Annotated in this window: 22 protein-coding genes (1 of these 22 cut by a window edge); 10 read left to right on the top strand and 12 right to left on the bottom strand. The window is 64.7% G+C overall.

What is annotated here, in order from left to right; translation table 11 throughout:
* Positions 1 to 1152, top strand: partial view of a peptidoglycan DD-metalloendopeptidase family protein gene (locus tag KSS93_RS05590; protein WP_217887499.1) — the 3' portion only. Its footprint begins 264 nt before the window's first position; the window shows 1152 of its 1416 coding nt (coding positions 265–1416); its start codon lies beyond the left edge, outside the window; it ends in the stop codon at positions 1150 to 1152.
* Positions 1153 to 1155: 3 nt separating this feature from the next.
* A complete protein-coding gene (locus tag KSS93_RS05585) occupies positions 1156 to 2247 on the top strand; it encodes an anhydro-N-acetylmuramic acid kinase (RefSeq protein WP_217887498.1) in 1092 nt (363 codons plus the stop codon).
* A gap of 61 nt (positions 2248 to 2308) precedes the next feature.
* On the opposite strand, the gene erpA is transcribed toward KSS93_RS05585, so the two are convergent.
* Both erpA and argC read right to left on the bottom strand, forming a co-directional pair.
* Positions 2309 to 2659 (bottom strand): iron-sulfur cluster insertion protein ErpA, encoded by a 351-nt coding sequence (gene erpA, locus KSS93_RS05580; RefSeq protein WP_050703544.1) that lies wholly within the window; start codon positions 2657 to 2659, stop codon positions 2309 to 2311.
* 145 nt (positions 2660 to 2804) lie between these two features.
* The gene (gene argC, locus KSS93_RS05575) at positions 2805 to 3839 is read right to left on the bottom strand and encodes an N-acetyl-gamma-glutamyl-phosphate reductase (RefSeq protein WP_217887497.1); all 1035 of its coding nucleotides are present in this window, start codon (positions 3837 to 3839) and stop codon (positions 2805 to 2807) included.
* A 140-nt stretch (positions 3840 to 3979) separates the two neighbouring features.
* On the opposite strand from argC, the gene hemJ reads away from it, so the two are divergent.
* From hemJ to KSS93_RS05540, 7 genes are all read left to right on the top strand, one after another.
* Positions 3980 to 4405, top strand: a complete 426-nt coding sequence (gene hemJ, locus KSS93_RS05570) for a protoporphyrinogen oxidase HemJ (protein WP_217887496.1) — start codon at positions 3980 to 3982, stop codon at positions 4403 to 4405.
* A gap of 30 nt (positions 4406 to 4435) precedes the next feature.
* Positions 4436 to 5389 (top strand): NAD(P)H-dependent flavin oxidoreductase, encoded by a 954-nt coding sequence (locus KSS93_RS05565; RefSeq protein ID WP_217887495.1) that lies wholly within the window; start codon positions 4436 to 4438, stop codon positions 5387 to 5389.
* A gap of 51 nt (positions 5390 to 5440) precedes the next feature.
* Positions 5441 to 6217, top strand: coding sequence for an SDR family NAD(P)-dependent oxidoreductase (locus KSS93_RS05560; protein ID WP_217887494.1), 777 nt, complete (start codon positions 5441 to 5443; stop codon positions 6215 to 6217).
* Between the two features lie 64 nt (positions 6218 to 6281).
* On the top strand, positions 6282 to 6620 hold the full coding sequence (locus KSS93_RS05555) for a histidine triad nucleotide-binding protein (RefSeq protein ID WP_063542456.1): 339 nt from the start codon (positions 6282 to 6284) through the stop codon (positions 6618 to 6620).
* Positions 6621 to 6686: 66 nt separating this feature from the next.
* Complete coding sequence (gene coq7, locus KSS93_RS05550; protein WP_217887493.1) at positions 6687 to 7334, top strand: 2-polyprenyl-3-methyl-6-methoxy-1,4-benzoquinone monooxygenase; 648 nt, start codon at positions 6687 to 6689, stop codon at positions 7332 to 7334.
* A 10-nt stretch (positions 7335 to 7344) separates the two neighbouring features.
* Positions 7345 to 8382 (top strand): DUF2157 domain-containing protein, encoded by a 1038-nt coding sequence (locus KSS93_RS05545; RefSeq protein ID WP_217887492.1) that lies wholly within the window; start codon positions 7345 to 7347, stop codon positions 8380 to 8382.
* On the top strand, positions 8379 to 8807 hold the full coding sequence (locus tag KSS93_RS05540) for a hypothetical protein (protein ID WP_225917293.1): 429 nt from the start codon (positions 8379 to 8381) through the stop codon (positions 8805 to 8807). Before KSS93_RS05545 ends, KSS93_RS05540 begins: the two co-directional genes overlap by 4 nt.
* Before the next feature lie 24 nt (positions 8808 to 8831).
* Here the strand turns inward: KSS93_RS05540 and KSS93_RS05535 are convergent, their stop codons facing one another.
* Positions 8832 to 9254 (bottom strand): OsmC family protein, encoded by a 423-nt coding sequence (locus KSS93_RS05535; protein WP_016715792.1) that lies wholly within the window; start codon positions 9252 to 9254, stop codon positions 8832 to 8834.
* 188 nt (positions 9255 to 9442) lie between these two features.
* On the opposite strand from KSS93_RS05535, the gene crp reads away from it, so the two are divergent.
* Positions 9443 to 10090, top strand: coding sequence for a cAMP-activated global transcriptional regulator CRP (crp, locus tag KSS93_RS05530; protein WP_217843504.1), 648 nt, complete (start codon positions 9443 to 9445; stop codon positions 10088 to 10090).
* Here the strand turns inward: crp and KSS93_RS05525 are convergent.
* The 9 genes from KSS93_RS05525 to KSS93_RS05485 all read right to left on the bottom strand — a co-directional run bounded on the left by KSS93_RS05525 (position 10087) and on the right by KSS93_RS05485 (position 18841).
* Positions 10087 to 10791 carry a lipoate--protein ligase family protein gene (locus tag KSS93_RS05525; RefSeq protein ID WP_217887491.1) on the bottom strand — a complete coding sequence of 235 codons (705 nt, stop codon included), beginning with the start codon at positions 10789 to 10791 and terminating at the stop codon, positions 10087 to 10089. The genes crp and KSS93_RS05525 overlap by 4 nt on opposite strands.
* Before the next feature lie 166 nt (positions 10792 to 10957).
* Positions 10958 to 11791, bottom strand: coding sequence for an indole-3-glycerol phosphate synthase TrpC (gene trpC / locus KSS93_RS05520; protein WP_217887490.1), 834 nt, complete (start codon positions 11789 to 11791; stop codon positions 10958 to 10960).
* Positions 11788 to 12837, bottom strand: a complete 1050-nt coding sequence (trpD, locus tag KSS93_RS05515; protein WP_217841512.1) for an anthranilate phosphoribosyltransferase — start codon at positions 12835 to 12837, stop codon at positions 11788 to 11790. Before trpD ends, trpC begins: the two co-directional genes overlap by 4 nt.
* 9 nt (positions 12838 to 12846) lie before the next feature.
* Complete coding sequence (locus KSS93_RS05510; RefSeq protein WP_217887489.1) at positions 12847 to 13440, bottom strand: aminodeoxychorismate/anthranilate synthase component II; 594 nt, start codon at positions 13438 to 13440, stop codon at positions 12847 to 12849.
* Between the two features lie 74 nt (positions 13441 to 13514).
* On the bottom strand, positions 13515 to 14996 hold the full coding sequence (trpE, locus tag KSS93_RS05505; protein WP_217887488.1) for an anthranilate synthase component I: 1482 nt from the start codon (positions 14994 to 14996) through the stop codon (positions 13515 to 13517).
* Positions 14997 to 15066: 70 nt separating this feature from the next.
* On the bottom strand, positions 15067 to 15885 hold the full coding sequence (locus tag KSS93_RS05500) for a phosphoglycolate phosphatase (RefSeq protein ID WP_217887487.1): 819 nt from the start codon (positions 15883 to 15885) through the stop codon (positions 15067 to 15069).
* A complete protein-coding gene (gene rpe, locus KSS93_RS05495) occupies positions 15882 to 16556 on the bottom strand; it encodes a ribulose-phosphate 3-epimerase (protein ID WP_217887486.1) in 675 nt (224 codons plus the stop codon). The genes KSS93_RS05500 and rpe overlap by 4 nt, the downstream gene beginning before the upstream one ends.
* A gap of 198 nt (positions 16557 to 16754) precedes the next feature.
* The gene (locus tag KSS93_RS05490) at positions 16755 to 17582 is read right to left on the bottom strand and encodes an ABC transporter permease (RefSeq protein WP_217887485.1); all 828 of its coding nucleotides are present in this window, start codon (positions 17580 to 17582) and stop codon (positions 16755 to 16757) included.
* An 11-nt stretch (positions 17583 to 17593) separates the two neighbouring features.
* Positions 17594 to 18841, bottom strand: a complete 1248-nt coding sequence (locus tag KSS93_RS05485) for an ABC transporter permease (protein ID WP_217887484.1) — start codon at positions 18839 to 18841, stop codon at positions 17594 to 17596.
* Positions 18842 to 18943 lie beyond the last annotated feature (102 nt).

Raw genomic sequence — 18943 nt, 5'->3', positions numbered from 1 at the left:
GATAGCAAAGCCGAGCCGGCAGCAGTCGCCAAGCAGCAAGAGCAGGCCCCCGGCCACCGCGAAGTGGTGGTTGCCCGTGGCGACACCCTTTCGACTCTGTTCAACAAGGTCGGCCTGCCTGCCAACGTGGTACACGACGTGCTGGCCAGCAACAAGCAAGCCAAGCAGTTCAGCCAGCTCAAGCATGGCCAGGTGCTGCAGTTCGAACTGGACAAGGACGGCCAACTGGCCAGCCTGCACAGCCAGGTCAGCACCCTCGAGAGCATCCGACTGACCCGCACCGACAAGGGCTACAGCTTCGATCGCGAAGTCACCAAGCCTGTGGTGCGTACTGCCTACGCCCATGGTGTGATCAAAAGCTCGCTGTCGGCCTCTGCCCAGCGCGCCGGCCTGTCCCACAGCATGACCATGGATATGGCGCGCATCCTCGGTTACGACATCGACTTCGCTCAGGACATCCGCCCTGGCGACGAATTCGACGTGGTCTACGAGCAGAAGATGATCGACGACAAGGTGGTCGGTACCGGCAACATCCTCTCCGCGCGCTTCACCAACCGCGGCAAGACCTACACCGCCGTGCGCTACACCAACAAGCAGGGCAACACCAACTACTACACCGCCGACGGCAACAGCCTGCGCAAGGCATTCATCCGCACCCCGGTAGACTTCGCCCGCATCAGCTCGCGTTTCTCCGCAGGCCGCAAGCACCCGATCCTGAACAAGATCCGCGCCCACAAGGGCGTCGACTACGCCGCCCCTCGCGGCACACCGATCAAGGCAGCCGGCGATGGCCGCATCGAGCTGGCCGGCCGCCGTGGCGGTTACGGCAACACCGTAATCATCGCCCACGGCAACTCCTACAAGACGCTGTACGGCCACATGCAAGGCTTCGCCAAGGGCATCAAGACCGGCAGCATGGTCAAGCAGGGCCAGGTAATCGGCTACATCGGCACCACCGGCCTGTCTACCGGCCCGCACCTGCACTACGAGTTCCAGGTCAACGGTGTGCACGTCGACCCGCTGAGCCAGAAGGTGCCGATGGCCGACCCGATCGCCAAGGCCGAACGCGCCCGCTTCAACCAGCAGAGCCAGCCCCTGATCGCCCGTATGGACCAGGAAAAGGCCACCCTGCTCGCCGCCAACAAGCGCTGACCCATGGCGCTTTATATAGGGGTGATGTCCGGCACCAGCCTCGACGGCCTGGACATTGCCCTGATCGAACAGCACGAGCAGCCCCGGCTGCTCGCCACCCACTACATCCCCATGCCGGCCGATCTGCGCCAGGCCCTGCTCGCCCTGTGCGCCAGCGGCCCGGACGAGATCGCCCGCGCAGCCCTGGCAGAAAACCGCTGGGCAACCCTGGCAGCCGAAGGCATCAATCACCTACTGGGCGAACAAGGCCTGCAGGCCGGCGCCATCCGCGCCATCGGCAGCCACGGCCAGACCATCCGCCACGAACCGGCCCGCGGTTTCACCGTGCAAATCGGCAACCCGGCCCTGCTGGCCGAGCTGACCGGCATCTGCGTAGTCGGTGACTTCCGTCGGCGCGACGTGGCAGCCGGCGGCCAGGGTGCACCCTTGGTGCCAGCCTTCCATGAAGCGCTGTTCGGCCACATCGGCCAACGCCTGGCAGTATTGAACGTAGGTGGTTTCAGCAACCTCAGCCTGATCGAACAGGACCAACCGGTGCACGGCTTCGACTGCGGCCCTGGCAACGTACTGATGGATACCTGGATCGAGCGCAAGCGCGGCCAGGCATACGACGCCAATGGTAGCTGGGCGGCCAGCGGCACCCCGCAAGCCGACCTGCTGAACAGCCTGCTAAGCGACCCCTTCTTCGCCGGCAGCGGCCCCAAGAGCACCGGCCGCGAGGTATTCAACCTGCCCTGGCTGGACGGCCACCTCGCGCGGCTGCCCCAGTACCGCGACGAGGACGTACAGGCCACCCTGCTCGAGCTCACCGCACGCAGCATCGTCGACTCGTTGCGCCAGGCCCAGCAGGGCACCGAAGCGCTGCTGGTATGTGGCGGCGGCGCGCGTAACGGCGCCTTGATGACCCGCCTGGACGCGCTGCTACCGGCAACCCAGGTCGCGAGCACCGCCGCCCACGGCGTCGACCCGGACTGGGTCGAGGGCATGGCCTTTGCCTGGCTGGCCCACTGCTGCCTCGAAGGCATCCCCGCCAACCGCCCCAGCGTCACCGCCGCCCGGGGCCTGCGCGTGCTCGGCGCCATCTACCCCGCGTAAGCAAACCGCAGAATGCAAAACGCCGCGCAATAGCGCGGCGTTTTGCATTACAGCCTGCTGATCAGATCGAGAACGACGAACCGCACCCGCAGGTGGTGGTGGCGTTCGGGTTCTTGATCACGAAGCGCGAACCTTCCAGGCCTTCCTGGTAGTCCACTTCGGCGCCAGCCAGGTACTGGTAGCTCATCGGGTCGACCACCAACGCCACGCCTTCGCGCTCGACGATGGTGTCGTCATCGGCCACGTCTTCATCGAAGGTGAAGCCGTACTGGAAGCCCGAGCAACCGCCGCCGGTGACGAAGACGCGCAGTTTAAGGCGCTCATTGCCCTCTTCGCTGACCAGGGTCTTCACCTTGTGGGCAGCGCCTGGGGTGAACTCCAAAGCCGTGGGGGTGAAGGTTTCGACGCTCATGCTGATTCTCCCGGCGTGGTGCCGCCATAAAACTCGATAAGGCGTATTATCCGCTTGTCCGAGAAAATCGGTCAAGAATTGTGCGGCTTTGGTCGCCCCCAATGAAAAGGCCCGCACGCGGCGGGCCTTCTCGTTCAACCTGCGCTTACGGCAGCAGGCCGGCGTGTGACAAGCCCATGCGCTCGTCCAGCCCGAACAGGATGTTGAGGTTCTGCACCGCCTGGCCCGACGCGCCCTTGACCAGGTTGTCGATGACCGACAGCACCACCACCAGGTCACCACCTTGCGGACGGTGCACGGCGATACGGCACACGTTGGCACCGCGCACGCTGCGGGTTTCCGGGTGGCTGCCGGCCGGCATCACATCGACGAACGGTTCATTGGCATAACGCTTCTCGAACAGCGCCTGCAGGTCCACCGAGGTGTCGACGACGTTGGCGTACAGCGTGGCGTGGATGCCACGGATCATCGGCGTCAGGTGCGGCACGAAGGTCAGGCCGATATCCTTGCCTGCGGCCAGGCGCAGGCCCTGGCTGATTTCCGGCAGGTGGCGGTGGCCCTTGACCGCATAGGCCTTCATGCTCTCGCCAGCTTCGCAGAACAGCGAACCCACCGCAGCACCACGGCCGGCACCACTGACACCCGACTTGCAGTCGGCAATCAGCCGGGACGGGTCGGCCAGGCCCGCTTCCAGCAGCGGCAGGAAGCCCAGCTGGGTGGCGGTCGGGTAGCAGCCCGGCACGGCAATCAGGCGCGCCTGGCGGATTTTCTCGCGGTTGACCTCCGGCAGGCCGTACACCGCGTCAGCCAGTAGCTCCGGTGCGCCATGGGGCTGGCCGTACCACTTGCCCCACTCCACCGCATCCTGCAGGCGGAAGTCCGCAGACAGGTCGATGACCTTGGTGCCAGCCGCCAGCAGCTCGCCGGCCAGGGCATGGGCCACGCCGTGCGGGGTGGCGAAGAACACCACGTCGCAAGCGCCGAGGGCCTGGCTGTCCGGCACGCTGAAGCACAGCCCGTCATAATGGCCGCGCAGGTTCGGGTACATGTCGGCAACCGCCACGCCCGCCTCGGAACGCGAGGTGATGACCGCAACTTCCGCCTGTGGGTGCTGCGCCAGCAGACGCAGCAGTTCGACACCGGTGTAACCCGTGCCGCCGACGATACCGACCTTGATCATAACGCTTGCCCCTTATCAACGAGCCGACTGGAAAGCGCACGATAATAGGGGCGCAAGGCGTCTGTAACAACTCTCTGCATGACCCTTCGGCGCCTGGCCACTACTATTCGGACGACCGTGAAAACCTGAAGGAACCGTTCATGCTTTATCTATGGATCAAAGCGCTGCATATCGTCAGCGTGGTCTGCTGGTTCGCCGGCCTGTTCTACCTGCCGCGCCTGTTCGTCTATCACGCCCAGAGCAGCGACAGCATCAGCCTGGACCGCTTCATCACCATGGAACGCAAGCTGTACCGCGGCATCATGAACCCGGCGATGATCGCCACCTACGTGTTCGGCGGCTGGATGCTCTACCTCAACCCCGGCTGGTTGAGCCAGGGCTGGCTGCACGCCAAGCTCACCCTGGTGGCCGTGCTCACCGTCTACCATCACATGTGCGGCGCCCAGCGCAAACGCTTCGCCGCCGGCACCAACACCCGCAGCCACGTGTACTACCGCTGGTTCAACGAGGCGCCGGTACTGATCCTGCTGGGCATCGCCATCCTGGTGGTGGTCAAGCCGTTCTGAACATTCCCCGCCGTTTACAGGAGTAACCCCATGCCCTTGCCCGCCTCGCTCGAACAGCGCCTGCGCCTGCCCCTGGTGGCCGCGCCGATGTTCCTGATCTCCAACCCGCAACTGGTACTGGCCTGCTGCGCCCATGGTGTGGTGGGCAGTTTCCCGGCCCTCAACCAGCGCGACAGCGCAGGTTTCAAGGCCTGGCTGGAGGAAATCGAGGCGGGCCTGGCGCAGTTGCAGGCGCCAGCCCCCTATGCCGTCAACCTGATCGTGCACCCCAGCAACCCCAGGTTGCAGGCCGACCTGGCACTGTGTGTCGAGCATCAGGTTCCCATCGTGATCACCAGCCTGGGCGCCGTGAAGGAGGTGGTCGACGCCGTGCATGCCTATGGCGGCCTGGTGTTCCACGATGTGACTACCCGCCGCCACGCCGAAAAGGCCGCCGAAGCCGGCGTCGACGGGCTGATTGCCGTCGCCGCCGGTGCCGGTGGCCATGCCGGCACCTGGAGCCCGTTCGCCCTGGTGGCCGAAATCCGCCAGTTCTTCGACAAGACCCTGCTGCTGGCCGGCTGCCTGAACCACGGCCATGAGCTGCTCGCCGCCCAGTTGCTGGGCGCCGACCTGGGCTACATGGGCACACGCTTTATCGCCACCCGCGAAAGCCACGCGCAGGACGAGTACAAACAGATGATTCTCGGCGCGGCTGCCGCCGACATCGTGCACACCCCCGCAGTGTCGGGCATCCCCGCCAGCTTCCTGCGCCAAAGCCTGGAGCAGGCCGGCTACGACCTGACCACGTTGAAAAGCCACGAGGCTGGCAAACTCAAGCCGCTGGACGAAGAAGCCAAGGCCTGGAAAACCGTGTGGTCTGCCGGCCAGGGCGTCGGCGGCATCGATGACCTGCCCACCACAAAAGAGCTGATCCGGCGCCTGGAGGGCGAATACCAGGCCGCGCTGAAACGTACCAGCCAGCTGGGCAGCAACGTCTTGTAGCAAAAACGCCAGCCTGTACACTAGGCGCCCCACGCCCCCCAGGAGCCGCGCATGACCCGTTACGCCATGATCACCGGTGCTTCCAGCGGCCTGGGCCTGGCCCTGGCGGAAGCCCTGGCGCGGCGCGGGCGCAACCTGATCCTGGTGGCACGCCAGCGCGAAACGCTTGAGCCGGTGGCCATCGAACTGGCGCAACGCTTCGGCGTCGAGGTGCTGCTGCGCGCCTGCGACCTCAGCCAGCCGCTGCGCCTGTCCGGCTTCGTGCTCGAGCTGGAAGAAGGCGAACGGCGCATCGACCTGCTGGTCAACTGCGCCGGCCAGCGCACCTACGGCCCGTTCCTCGCCCACGAATGGGCCGACGAGCAGGACCTGCTGGAGGTCAACATCCTCGCCTTGAGCCGCCTCTGCCATGCCATCGGCAACCTGATGGCGGTACAGGGTGGCGGGCAGATCCTCAACGTCGCGGGGCTTGCCGGGGTGGCGCCGGGCCCGTGGATGGCCGCCTACGCGGCAAGCAAGGCCTACGTGCTGAGCTTCAGCGAAGCGCTGCGCGAAGAACTGCGCCGCACTGGCATCAAGGTTTCAGTGCTGTGCCCCGGCCCGGTGCGCTCGGCGAAGCGCCCCATTCCGCGCCTGGATGCCAGCAGCCCCAGCCCCGAGGAGATCGCGCTGTACACCGTGCGCGCCCTGGCCAAGAACCGCGCGTTCATAATCCCCGGCCGGCGCAACCGCTGGCTGGCCTTCGCCCCGCGCCTGCTGCCACGCTGGCTGGCACGCAAGCTGGCAGGCCGCATCCACCGCCGCTACTGCCCGGAAGGCCTGGAATAAGCACTGGGCGAGCGCCCCCCGCCTTAAGTACACTCGGGCCCACACTCACCATGGAGCACGTGCTGTGGACGATCTATTCCTCAAAATCATCAACCGGGAAATCCCGGCGGATATCATCTACGAAGACGACCAGATCCTCGCCTTCAAGGATATCGCCCCCGCGGCGCCGGTCCACTTCCTGGTCATCCCCAAGAAGCACATCCCCACCCTCAATGACCTGACCGAAGAGGACAAGGCCCTGGCCGGCCACATCCTGTTCACCGCCCAGCGCCTGGCCGTCGAGCAAGGCTGCGAAGAGGGCTTCCGCGTGGTCATGAACTGCAACCCCAAGGGCGGCCAGACCGTCTACCACATCCACATGCACGTGCTTGGCCAGCGCCAGATGAACTGGCCGCCGGGCTGACCCAGGGCAAGCCCCCTCACAGGGTTTGAGGTAGACTGTCGGGCATCACTTCAGCGGAGGTGCCCGATGGCCACCGAACGTCACTACTCCCCGCTCGACCGCTTGTTGCTGCAGGCCGATACCGCCATGCGCACCTTGCTGCCCTTCAGCGGCCAACCTTCTCGCCCGTCGCCGGCGATCATCCAGCCCGATGCCGAGTTCGACGAGCAACAGTCCCGCCACATCGCAGGGTTGATGCGCATCAACCACACCGGTGAAGTCTGCGCCCAGGCGCTCTACCAGGGCCAGGCCCTGACCGCCAAGCTGCCCCAGGTACGCAAGGCCATGGAGCATGCCGCAGAAGAAGAAATCGACCACCTGGCCTGGTGCGAGCAACGCATTCGCCAGCTCAACAGCCACCCCAGCGTGCTCAACCCACTGTTCTATGGCATGTCGTTCGGCATCGGCGCCCTCGCCGGGCTGGTCAGCGACAAGGTCAGCCTGGGCTTCGTCGCCGCCACCGAGCACCAGGTGTGCAAGCACCTTGACGAGCACCTGGAGCAGATCCCCGAGAACGACAACAAATCGCGGGCGATTCTCGAGCAGATGCGCGTGGATGAAGAACACCACGCCGAATCCGCTCTCGAGGCCGGTGGCTACCGCTTCCCCGCCCCGGTGCGCTTCGGCATGAGCCTGCTGGCCAAGGTCATGACCAAGAGCACCTACCGCATCTGAGGCACACGGCATGGAACGCTTCGACGCCAAGGACCTGGCACGCGCGGTAAGCGCAGGTGTTTTGCAACCGGGCCAGGACCGTGCCCTGCTGGACTTCCTGCGCCAGCAACCGGCAACTGCGGGCAGCTTCCAGCTCGCCCACGTGGCCTTCTACTTCGGCGCCCTGCTGATCATGGGCGCCATGGGCTGGCTGCTGACCCTGGCCTGGATGAGCATCGGCGACATCGCCTTGCTCGCCGTTGCCCTGCTCTACATTGCCGGCATCACCCTGTACGCCCTGGCCTTGCAACGGCGCCAGCAGCCGATTGCCGCCGGGGTGCTGGCCGCCGTGGCCGTGAGCATCGTGCCGCTGGCGGTGTTTGCCGTGCAACGCCTGGTCGGCTGGTGGCCACTGGACGATGCGCAAGGCGACTATCACCAGTACTACACCTACGTGCAGGGCGGCTGGCTGCTGATGGAAGCCGCCACCGTGGTGGCCGGCCTGCTGATGCTGCGCCTGATCCCCTTCCCGTTCATCGTCATGCCCATCGCCGTGGCCCTGTGGTTCATGTCCATGGACTTGAGCGAATGGGTCTACGGCGAGTTGTTCAGCTGGGACCAGCGCCGCACGGTGTCGTTATGGTTCGGCCTGGGCCTGCTGCTGGTATTCATTGCCGTGGACGGGCGCACCGAGCGTGACTATGCGTTCTGGGGTTACCTGGCCGGGCTGGCCGCGTTCTGGGGCGGGCTGACGCTGATGGACAGCGGTAGCCAATGGGGCAAGTTGTTCTACTGCCTGATCAACCTGGGGCTGATGGCCCTGGCCGTGCTGTTGCGCCGGCCGGTGTTCATGGTGTTCGGCGCCATGGGCGTGGCCGCCTACCTGGGCTACCTTTCCTACGACGTGTTCGCCGACTCCTTGCTGTTCCCGCTGGTACTGACGGTGATCGGCCTGGGCGTCATCGCACTGGGTGTGCGCTACCAGAAACACCGTGAAGCGCTGAGCGCCAGGCTGCGCGCGAAAATGCCCGCCGGCCTGCTGCGCCTGCTGCCAGCATTGCAGCGGTGACCCTGCGTTTGCTCGCCACCCGGGCACTGCAAAGCCTCGGGCTGATACCCGTGGCCTACCTGTTCGTTTGTTTGCTGAGCGCAAGCTTCGGTGAAGCGTTCAGTCTGAGGCTGCCCGACATCGCCGCCCCCGATGGCAACAGCCTGGTGGAGCTGCTGATCTTCACCGTGCCGGGCCAATTGCTGTTCATGCTGCCGGGCAGTTTCTGCAAAAACCGCCGCTGGCTGCTCGGCCTGTTCGCGTTGTGCGCCACGCTAGTCGCCTGGCTGCAGTGCCTGCTGTTCGCCGACGCGTTCGGCAACACCTGGAACACAACAGAAATCGCCGGGCTACTGGGTTACAACCTGCACTGGTTGCTGCTCGCCCTTGTCCCCGGGCTGGCACTGCTTCTGGTTGCCGAGCCACGCCGTCAACAAGGCACCTGACCGACCGCCAGGTGCCAGCACCGCTCAACCCAGTTCGACGATCTCGTAGCCGTGGGTAATTTCCACCCCGGCCCGCTCGAGCATGATCGACGCCGAGCAATACTTCTCGGCCGACAGCTCCACCGCGCGCTTGACCTGGGCTTCTTTCAAAGCACGGCCCTTGACCACGAAGTTCATGTGGATCTTGGTGAACACCTTCGGGTCTTCGCTGGCACGCTCGGCCTCAAGGAAGGCTTCGCAGCTTTCCACCGCCTGGCGCGATTTCTTCAAGATGCTCACCACGTCGAAGCTGCTGCAACCACCCAGGCCAAGCAGCAGCATCTCCATCGGGCGCACGCCCAGGTTGCGTCCACCGGCTTCGGGCGGGCCGTCCATGACCACCACGTGGCCGCTCCCCGACTCGCCGAGGAACATCGCTTCACCGGCCCATTGGATACGTGCCTTCATCTACCCGCACTCCACAATTCGTAAAAGGCTGCCAGCTTAGTCCTTGTAAGGCTGTCGGAAAAGCTCAAGAGAAGGCGCTTTTATGCCGATACCCCCGGTACTGTCTGATAAGCTGGCGCCAATTGGCTGGCATGCACCGCCAGGCAGCCCATAAAAAGCCCATGCGTCGCATCGAACAGGATTTCGTGATGGTCTCCCCAGTCCTTCTCCCCGCCAAGATCAAGAATATCGACAAGCTCCTGGCCCACTGCCAGCGCCGTCGCTATGCCGCCAAGAGCAACATCATCTGCGCCGGCGACCGGGCAGAGACGCTGTCGTTCATCCTCAAGGGCTCGGTGACCATCGTCATCGAAGACGACGACGGCCACGAAATGATCATCGCCTACCTCAACAGCGGCGACTTCTTCGGCGAGCTGGGGTTGTTCGAGCCGGCCGGCCAGGAGCACCAGCGCAGCGCCTGGGTGCGGGCCAAGACCGAATGCGAAGTGGCCGAGATCAGCTACGACAAGTTCCGCGAACTCGGCCGCCAGGACCCGGACATCCTCTACGCCCTGGGCAGCCAGATGGCTCAGCGCCTGCGCAACACCACGCGCAAGGTCGGCGATCTGGCCTTTTTCGATGTCACCGGGCGCGTGGCCCGCTGCCTGCTCGACCTGTGCAAGCAGCCCGACGCCATGACCCACCCCGACGGCATGCAGATCAAGATCACCCGCCAGGAAATCGGCCGTATCGTCGGTTGCTCGCGGGAGATGGTCGGCCGCGTACTCAAGGACCTCGAAGAACGCAGCCTGGTGCAGGTCAAGGGCAAGACCATGGTGGTCTACGGCACCCGTTAATCGGCAGGCAGCGCTGCGATGACTTCGGCATAAGCCTGTGACAGGCGCTCGAACCAGGGCGCTGCAGGGGACACTTCGTGCAGGGCGATATGGCTGTCTGCCCGGCAACGCTGCTCCAGCTCGCAGCACTCGTTGAAGCGGTTGACCGCCGCCACCATCGACTCGCGCTCGTTGTCCAGCAACAGCGCACCATGCACCAGCACCACCGGGCGCTTGCCGCCCAAGCCCTGGCGCCAGCGCTGGGCCGTGCCCACCAGCTTGCGGCCATTGAGGTTGACGTTGTAGCGGCCATCGCAGAAGGCGCCGTCGATCTCCCCCACCGAAGCCACCCCACCCCATTCGCGCAGCACCTCGCACAGCGGCAGGCACAGGCGTTCGTAGGCATTTTCGATACGACCATGATCGCCTTCGCTACGCGGCGCCACATAGACCAGCGCCACGTTTACCGTCGAGTGCGACTGCGGTACCGGCTCGCCGCCGGTTTCACGCAGCAGCACCGGCCAGCCGGCGATGGCAAGCTCAGCGCAGGCGGCCTCGAAGTTATCCCGCCGGCTCATGCGCCGCGGCATCACCAGGGCGTGGTCGATGGGGCGCCAGAACAATACGCCAGCCTCACGCTCGCCACGGCAGACGGCGGCCAGCAGTTCCTGTTCGGCGTGCAGGCCCTGCTCGACGGTGAGGGCCAGGGGTTGATCGGTCATTGATCCACCTATGTTGTTATCTTTGCCGGCCTCTTCGCGGGTGAACCCGCTCCCACAGGTCTTTCACAGGATTGAAAGCGACGCGCATCCTGTGGGAGCGGGTTTACCCGCGAAAGGGCCATTGCAGGCATATAAAAAAGCCGGCAGATACGCCGGCTTGGTTCGCTCAGTCCAGTGGCTGAACGGTCTTCTTCACCTGGTCAGGGAAGAACAACCGCTGCAGCTCCAGCCCCGGCTGCTCGGCACGCATGAATGCCTCACCGACCAGGAACGAATACACCTCGTTGATTTCCATCAGCTCGACATCGGCACGGTTGAGAATGCCGCTCTCGGTGATCGCCAGGCGGTCGCGCGGAATGCGCGGCAGCAGGTCGAGGGTGGTTTCCAGGCTGACTTCGAAGGTGTGCAGGTTACGGTTGTTGACGCCGACCAGCGGGGTGTCGAGGGTTTTCAGCGCGCGCTCCAGCTCGTCGCCGTCGTGTACTTCCACCAGCACGTCGAGGCCGACGTCCTTGGCGGTGGCGGCCAGCTCGGCCATCTTCACGTCATCCAGCGCCGAGACGATCAGCAGCACACAATCGGCGCCCAGGGCCCGGGCCTCGACGATCTGGTACGGGTCGACCATGAAGTCCTTGCGGATCACCGGCAGCGAAACCGCCGCGCGGGCCTGCTGCAGGTATTGGTCTGCGCCCTGGAAGTAATCCACGTCGGTGAGCACCGACAGGCAAGTCGCCCCGCCCTTCTCGTAACTGACGGCAATCTCTGCCGGCACGAAGTTCTCGCGAATCACGCCCTTGCTCGGCGAGGCTTTCTTGATTTCGGCAATCACCGCCGGCTTTTTCAGCTTGGCCTGCTCGATCAGCGCATTGGCAAAACCTCGGGGGGCATCGGCGGTTTTCGCCAGGCGCTCAAGCTCGGCCAGGCTCACACGCGCACTGCGCTCGGCCACTTCCTGAAACTTGCGGGCGATAATCCTTTCCAGCACCGTCGGGACACTCATGCTTCGTTCTCCACCTTGAATACCGCAGTAAAGGCGCCCAGCTCCTGCAGTTTTTCCCAGGCCAGCCCGGTGTGCAGCACATCGTGGGCCAGTTCCACACCCTGGGCCAGGGTCATGGCATGGTCGGCGGCGTACAGTGCGGCGCCGGCGTTCAGTACGATCATTTCGGCAGCCTTCTGGCCGTTCTCGGTCTTGCGTCGGCCCAGCGCATCGCGAATCAGCTCAAGCGAGGCTTGCGGGTTCTCCACCGCCAGGCCGTGCAGGCTCTGGCTCTTCATGCCGAGGTCTTCGGGCTCGACCCAATACTCAGTGATTTCACCGTTCTTGAGCTCGGCCACGAAGGTTGGCGCCGCCAGGCTGAACTCGTCCAGGCCGTCCTTGGAATGCACCACCAGCACATGCTTGCTGCCCAGGCGCTGCAGCACCTCGGCCAGCGGGCGGCACAGGGCCTGGGTAAACACCCCGACCACCTGGTGCTTGACCCCAGCCGGATTCGTAAGCGGGCCGAGCATGTTGAACAGGGTACGCAGGCCCAAGTCCCGGCGCGGGCCTGCGGCGTGCTTCATGGCGCTGTGGTGGGTCTGGGCGAACATGAAGCCGATGCCAAGGCTGTCGATGCAGCGGGCTACCTGCACCGGCGTCAGGTTCAGGTAAATGCCGGCGGCCTCCAGCAAGTCGGCGCTGCCGCTCTTGCCCGACACCGCACGGTTGCCATGCTTGGCCACGGTGCAACCGGCCGCCGCCAGCACAAACGACGAAGCGGTGGAAACGTTGAAGATGTTGGCGCCATCGCCACCGGTGCCGACGATGTCGACCACGCCGTCAAGGCTCTTGAGTTCGACCTTGTCGGCCAGCTCACGCATCACCGACACCGCGCCGACGATCTCGTCGATGCTCTCGCTCTTCATGCGCATGCCCATCAGAAAGGCGCCGATCTGCGCCTCGCTGCACTGGCCGGTCATGATCTGGCGCATCACGTCACGCATCTCGTCGGTGGAAAGGTCCAGGTGGCCGACGATACGACTCAACGCAGTCTTGATATCCATGCTCGTTCCTTAACGGCGGCCGCCGGTCTGCTTGAGGAAGTTGGCGAACAGCTCGTGGCCCTGCTCGGTGAGGATCGACTCGGGGTGGAACTGCACCCCCTCGATGTTCAGTGTCTTGTGGCGCAGGCCCATGATCTCGTCCACCGAACCGTCGGCATGGGCGGTCCAGGCGGTCACTTCCAGGCAATCAGGCAGCGTTTCGCGCTTGACCACCAACGAATGGTAGCGGGTTACGGTCAGCGGGTTGTTCAGCCCTTCGAACACGCCCAGGTCGCGGTGCACCACCGGGCTGGTCTTGCCGTGCATCACCTGGCGGGCACGCACCACGTCACCACCAAAAGCCTGGCCGATGGACTGGTGGCCCAGGCAAACACCCAGAATCGGCAGCTTGCCGGCAAAGTGCAGGATCGCCTCGATGGACACGCCCGCTTCGCTGGGGGTGCAAGGGCCGGGGGAAACCACGATGCGCTCGGGGTTGAGCGCTTCGATCTGTTCGATGGTCATCTCGTCATTGCGGATGACCTTGACCGCTGCACCCAGCTCGCCGAGGTATTGCACGACGTTGTAGGTGAACGAGTCGTAGTTGTCGATCATCAGTAGCATCTGGAACGAACCTCTTGAATACGGGGGCTCCGGCGGCCTTTGGCGGCCCGCCGGGTTCATGGACCACAGCCTGTTCAGCCCTTGCAGGTTTGCTCGGCAAGGGCCACCGCGCGGAACATCGCCCGACGCTTGTTGATGGTTTCTTCCCATTCCAGGGCTGGCACCGAGTCGGCGACAATGCCGCCGCCGGCCTGCACGTGCAGCTCGCCATCCTTGATCACTGCAGTGCGGATGGCGATGGCGGTGTCCATGTTGCCGTTCCAGGCCAGGTAGCCCACGGCACCGCCGTAGACGCCACGCTTGACCGGTTCCAGTTCATCGATGATTTCCATGGCGCGAATCTTCGGCGCCCCCGACAAGGTGCCGGCCGGCAGGATAGCCCGCAGCGCGTCCATCGCCGTCAGCCCTTCGGCCAACTGGCCGGTGACGTTGGAGACGATGTGCATCACGTTCGAGTAGCGCTCTATCACCATCTTCTCGGTCAGGCGCACGCTGCCGGTGGAGGACACCCGGCCCACGTCGTTGCGGCCCAGGTCAATCAGCATCAGGTGCTCGGCGATCTCCTTGTCGTCCGACAGCAGGTCGTCTTCCAGCGCACGGTCGGCTTCTTCGGTGGCGCCGCGCGGGCGGGTACCGGCGATCGGGCGTACGGTGACCAGATTGTCCTCGACCCGCACCAATACCTCCGGCGAGCTGCCCACCACGTGGAAGTCACCGAAGTTGAAGAAGTACATGTAAGGGGTCGGGTTGAAGCAGCGCAGGGCGCGGTACAGGTCGATGGGCGCTGCCTTGAAGTCGATCGACATGCGCTGCGACGGCACCACCTGCATGCAATCACCGGCCAGGATGTATTCCTTGATACGGCCGACCGCGTTCTCGTAATCCTCGCGGGTGTAGCTGGAGCGAAACTCAGGTTCAGCGGCCTGCGGGCCACCCAAGTCAAGGCCACGGCGCGGGGTAATCGGCTGGCGCAGTTTCTCAAGCAGGCCCTGCAGCTGGGCCTGGCCCTGTTCGAAGGCCTGCTCGTCGCTGGGGTCGGCCAACACGATGGCGTGCATCTTGCCGGCCAGGTTGTCGAACACCACCACCGCGTCGGAAACCATCAGCAGGATGTCCGGCACCCCCAGCGGGTCCGGGTTGGGGCTGGCGCCCAGGCGTTTTTCCACATAACGCACGCAGTCGTAGCCGAAGTAGCCGACCAGGCCACCGTTGAAGCGCGGCAGGCCCGGGATGTCGGCGACCTTGTAACGGTCCTTGAACGCCTCGACGAAGGCCAGCGGGTCTTCGACGTCATGGCTTTCTACCTCGACGCCATCCTGCAGGATGCTGACGTGGTAGCCGTGCACGCGCAGTACGGTGCGCGACGGCAGGCCGATCATCGAGTAGCGGCCCCACTTCTCGCCACCCTGCACGGATTCGAGCAGGTACGAGTTGGGTTGATCGGCAAGTTTGAGGTAGATCGACAGCGGCGTGTCGAAATCGGCCAGGGTTTCACAGGCCAAAGGGATGCGGTTATAGCCGGCAGCGGCCAGGCGCAGGAATTCTTCGCGGGTCATGGGTAGCCTCGTGGCAAGCAGCAATGGGGTCGGGCAAGCGGACGGGCCGGCAGGCGCCGGCGGGCATAAGTCAGGCGCGCCAGCGCCAGCGGGCCAGGGCCTTGATGACTTTCATCCAGAATTTGCCGGTAACCACCACGTCGTTGTCTCTGCTGTGCGGGGCTTGAAGGTCCGCCAACGTTATCCCAGTGTCGGTGACTAAGCAACCAGGCAACAGCAGCCGCAGGTCACTGAGTACCAGGCTGGGGTGCTCTTCGTCGATCGGGCGGCCGTGGTTGTAGCCATAGCTCAGGCCCACGCACTGCACCCCGGCGGCCTTGGCCGCCAGTACGTCGCTGCGCGAATCGCCGACGAACAGCGACTCGGCGGGGGACACACCGGCCATCTTCATGACAAACAGCAGCGCCGCCGGGTCGGGTTTTTTCTGTGGCAGGGTGTCGCCGCCGATGATCCAGCGGAAATAACGGCCGATCTTCATCTGGTCCAGCAGCGGGGCGACGAAGCGCTCCGGCTTGTTGGTGATCAGCGCCATCTCCACGCCCTGCTTGCTCAGCCAGCGCAGGGTGTCCTGCACGCCGGGGTAAACCACCGTCAGCTCGTGGCTTTCGGCGTAGGCCTCCATGAACAGCGCCAGGGCGCGCTCGGCCAGCTCATCGTCCACGCTGTCGTGTTCGATACCACCGGCCAGGGCGCGGCGCACCAGCACCTGGGCGCCGTTGCCCACCCAGCGGCGCACGGCTTCAAGCCCTGCGGGCTCGCGCCCGAGTTCGAGCAGCATGCGGTCGACCGCTGCAGCCAGGTCCGGTACCGAGTCGATCAAGGTGCCATCCAGATCGAACATCACCAGCCTGGGCAGCGTCCCCGGGAACAGCTGCTCGAAGCCGCTCATGGGCGTGCCAGCGCCAGTTCGGCCCGCATCTTGTCGATGACTTCTTTGTAGTCCGGAGCGTTGAAGATCGCCGAGCCGGCCACGAAGGTATCGGCGCCAGCGGCGGCGATCTCGCGGATGTTGTTGACGTTGACGCCGCCGTCGATCTCCAGGCGGATGTCACGGCCGCTGGCGTCGATCAGGGCGCGGGCCTCGCGCAACTTGTCGAGGGTGCCGGGGATGAACTTCTGCCCGCCAAAGCCTGGGTTGACGCTCATCAGCAGCACCATGTCGACCTTGTCCATCACGTATTTCAGGGCGTCCAGGCTGGTGGCCGGGTTGAACACCAGGCCGGCCTTGCAGCCGCCGTCCTTGATCAGTTGCAGCGAACGGTCGATGTGCTGCGAGGCTTCCGGGTGGAAGGTGATGTAGCTGGCGCCGGCCTCGATGAAGTCGCCGATGATGCGGTCGACCGGGCTGACCATCAGGTGCACATCGATCGGCGCAGTCACGCCGTACTTACGCAGTGCGGTGCAGACCATCGGGCCGATGGTCAGGTTGGGCACGTAGTGGTTGTCCATGACATCGAAGTGGACGATGTCGGCCCCGGCGGCCAGAACCTTGTCCACATCCTCGCCCAGGCGGGCGAAATCGGCGGAAAGAATGGAGGGGGCAATAGCGTAGGGCTGCATGGCGCACCTGTTGGCAGAATCACGGTGGCGCGCATTGTAACTCAGGGAATGCGATGAGGGCTGATTGGTATCAAGGGTGTGCGTCGGTCGACAACTCACGCCGCGTGGGAGCGGGCTTGCCCCGCGATGGCGATGGTAAACCCACCGCCGCCATCGCGGTGCAAGCCCGCTCCCACGGGCCGCTTCAAAGCATGCAAATCAGCCCGGCTGCTGGGTCCGCAGCTTCTCGCTACGCCCGCGCAACCACTCCAGGGTCAGCAACAACACCACCGAAAACGCGATCAGCAAGGTCGCTGCCGCCGCAATGGTCGGGCTCAGGTTCTCGCGAATACCGCTGAACATCTGCCGCGGCAGGGTGGCCTGCTCAGGGCCTGCGAGGAACAGCGTCACCACCACTTCATCGAACGAGGTGGCAAAGGCGAACAACGCCCCCGAGATCACCCCGGGCGCGATCAGCGGCAGGGTCACCCGGCGAAAAGCCAGCAGCGGCGAGGCACCCAGGCTGGCTGCCGCGCGCACCAGGTTGTAGTTGAAGCCCTGCAGGGTGGCCGACACGGTGATGATGACGAACGGCACGCCCAGCACCGCATGCACCAGAATCAGCGAAGTGAAGCTGTTGCCCAGCCCCAGCGGGGCGAAGAACAGGTAGCTGGCCACGCCGATGATCACCACCGGCACCACCATCGGCGAAATCACCAGCGCCATCACCAGCGACTTGCCGGGGAAGTCGCTGCGGGTCAGGCCGATCGAGGCCAGGGTGCCGAACACCATGGCCAGCACGGTGGCCGCCGGGGCGACGATGATGCTGTTCTTCAGCGCACGCATCCACTCGGCCGAGGCAAAGAAATCCTGGTACCAGTGCAGCGAAAAGCCCTGCAGCGGGTACACCAGAAAACTCCCGCTGTTGAACGACAGCGGCACGATCACCAGCACCGGCAACACCAGAAACAGCAGAATCAAACCGCAGAGAATGCGCAGGGTGTAGAACCACACCCGCTCTACAGGCGACATGTAGGGGCTCAGCATGACAAGGCTCCTCAGCTCAGGCGCAGGCGGCTGGCGCCGACCAGCCAGCTATAGATCAGGTACAGCAGCACGGTCGCCAGCAGCAACAGCCCGCCCAGGGCGGTGGCCATGCCCCAGTTGATGCTGGTGTTGGTATAGAAGGCGACGAAGTAGCTGACCATCTGGTCGTTGGGGCTGCCCAGCAGCGCCGGGGTGATGTAGTAGCCGATGGCAAGGATGAATACCAGCAGGCAGCCGGCGCCCACGCCTGCGTAAGTCTGCGGGAAGTACACCCGCCAGAAGCTGGCGAACGGGTGGCAGCCCAGCGAGATCGCCGCGCGCATGTAGCTGGGCGAGATGCCCTTCATCACGCTGTACAGCGGCAGGATCATGAACGGCAGCAGGATGTGCACCATCGAGATGTACACCCCGGTGCGGTTGAACACCAGTTCCAGCGGCTGGTCGATGATGCCCATGGCCATCAGCGCACTGTTGATGAGCCCGCCGGACTGCAACAGCACGATCCACGCCGCAACCCGCACCAGAATCGAAGTCCAGAACGGCAGCAGCACCAGAATCATCAGCAGGTTGCTCTGACGGGTCGGCAGGTTGGCCAGCAGGTAGGCCAGCGGGTACGCCAGCACCAGGCAGATGGCTGTGATCACCACGCCCATCCACAGGGTGCGGGCAAAGATATCCAGGTAGATGGCCTGGTCCGGGGTGGCCTTGGCTAGTTCGCCCAGGTCGTCGATACGGTGGTCGACCGAGGCCAGCAGGTAGAACGAGGTCACCGTGCTGGTATTGCGGCGGATCGCCTGCCAGTAGGCCGGGTCGCCCCAGCGCTCGTCGAGGCTTTGCAGCGCATCTTTATAAGAAGCAGGTTCTGCCTTGAACGGCAGCGCCCGCGCAGTCTTGGCCAGCAGGCTGCGGTAGCCGGCCAGCTCCATGTTCAGGCGCTTGGACAAATCGCCCAGGGTCTGGTTCTTGCGTGACTCGGCCAGGTCCTGGCTCAGGGCCTTGTAGACCTCCTCGCCGGGCAGGCTCTTGCCATCCCACTGCGCCACCGCCTCGACGGTGCGCGGCAGGCCGGCGACCACCTCGGGGTTGCCGACGCTCTTGTACAACAGCGCCGCAATCGGCACCAGGAACACCAGCAACAGGAACAGCGCCAGCGGCGCGATCAACGCCTGGGCCTTCCAGCGGTTGACCCGCTCGGCATGCTTGAGGCGCTGTTTCAGGCTTGGGCCTGCGCCTTCTTGGGTTGGCACTGCAATGGCCATGGCGAACTCCGGGAAAACTGGGGTGGGGGCTATCGCCGGCAAGCCGGCTCCTGCACAAAACCCTGCAGGAGCTGGCTTGCCAGCGATTGGGCCGCAACGCGG

The sequence above is a fragment of the Pseudomonas xanthosomatis genome (assembly GCF_019139835.1).
Taxonomy (GTDB): domain Bacteria; phylum Pseudomonadota; class Gammaproteobacteria; order Pseudomonadales; family Pseudomonadaceae; genus Aquipseudomonas; species Aquipseudomonas fakonensis.
Note: the sequence above shows the minus strand (reverse complement) of the source record. Positions and strands in the feature narration are given on the sequence as shown.

What these genes read in the sequence shown, in the direction of transcription:
- KSS93_RS05585 (WP_217887498.1), top strand. Translation starts at nt 1,156, where the DNA reads ATGGCGCTTTATATAGGGGTGATGTCCGGCACCAGCCTCGACGGCCTG.
- erpA (WP_050703544.1), bottom strand. Translation starts at nt 2,659, where the DNA reads ATGAGCGTCGAAACCTTCACCCCCACGGCTTTGGAGTTCACCCCAGGC.
- argC (WP_217887497.1), bottom strand. Translation starts at nt 3,839, where the DNA reads ATGATCAAGGTCGGTATCGTCGGCGGCACGGGTTACACCGGTGTCGAA.
- hemJ (WP_217887496.1), top strand. Translation starts at nt 3,980, where the DNA reads ATGCTTTATCTATGGATCAAAGCGCTGCATATCGTCAGCGTGGTCTGC.
- KSS93_RS05565 (WP_217887495.1), top strand. Translation starts at nt 4,436, where the DNA reads ATGCCCTTGCCCGCCTCGCTCGAACAGCGCCTGCGCCTGCCCCTGGTG.
- KSS93_RS05560 (WP_217887494.1), top strand. Translation starts at nt 5,441, where the DNA reads ATGACCCGTTACGCCATGATCACCGGTGCTTCCAGCGGCCTGGGCCTG.
- coq7 (WP_217887493.1), top strand. Translation starts at nt 6,687, where the DNA reads ATGGCCACCGAACGTCACTACTCCCCGCTCGACCGCTTGTTGCTGCAG.
- KSS93_RS05545 (WP_217887492.1), top strand. Translation starts at nt 7,345, where the DNA reads ATGGAACGCTTCGACGCCAAGGACCTGGCACGCGCGGTAAGCGCAGGT.
- KSS93_RS05535 (WP_016715792.1), bottom strand. Translation starts at nt 9,254, where the DNA reads ATGAAGGCACGTATCCAATGGGCCGGTGAAGCGATGTTCCTCGGCGAG.
- crp (WP_217843504.1), top strand. Translation starts at nt 9,443, where the DNA reads ATGGTCTCCCCAGTCCTTCTCCCCGCCAAGATCAAGAATATCGACAAG.
- KSS93_RS05525 (WP_217887491.1), bottom strand. Translation starts at nt 10,791, where the DNA reads ATGACCGATCAACCCCTGGCCCTCACCGTCGAGCAGGGCCTGCACGCC.
- trpC (WP_217887490.1), bottom strand. Translation starts at nt 11,791, where the DNA reads ATGAGTGTCCCGACGGTGCTGGAAAGGATTATCGCCCGCAAGTTTCAG.
- trpD (WP_217841512.1), bottom strand. Translation starts at nt 12,837, where the DNA reads ATGGATATCAAGACTGCGTTGAGTCGTATCGTCGGCCACCTGGACCTT.
- KSS93_RS05510 (WP_217887489.1), bottom strand. Translation starts at nt 13,440, where the DNA reads ATGCTACTGATGATCGACAACTACGACTCGTTCACCTACAACGTCGTG.
- trpE (WP_217887488.1), bottom strand. Translation starts at nt 14,996, where the DNA reads ATGACCCGCGAAGAATTCCTGCGCCTGGCCGCTGCCGGCTATAACCGC.
- KSS93_RS05500 (WP_217887487.1), bottom strand. Translation starts at nt 15,885, where the DNA reads ATGAGCGGCTTCGAGCAGCTGTTCCCGGGGACGCTGCCCAGGCTGGTG.
- rpe (WP_217887486.1), bottom strand. Translation starts at nt 16,556, where the DNA reads ATGCAGCCCTACGCTATTGCCCCCTCCATTCTTTCCGCCGATTTCGCC.
- KSS93_RS05490 (WP_217887485.1), bottom strand. Translation starts at nt 17,582, where the DNA reads ATGCTGAGCCCCTACATGTCGCCTGTAGAGCGGGTGTGGTTCTACACC.
- KSS93_RS05485 (WP_217887484.1), bottom strand. Translation starts at nt 18,841, where the DNA reads ATGGCCATTGCAGTGCCAACCCAAGAAGGCGCAGGCCCAAGCCTGAAA.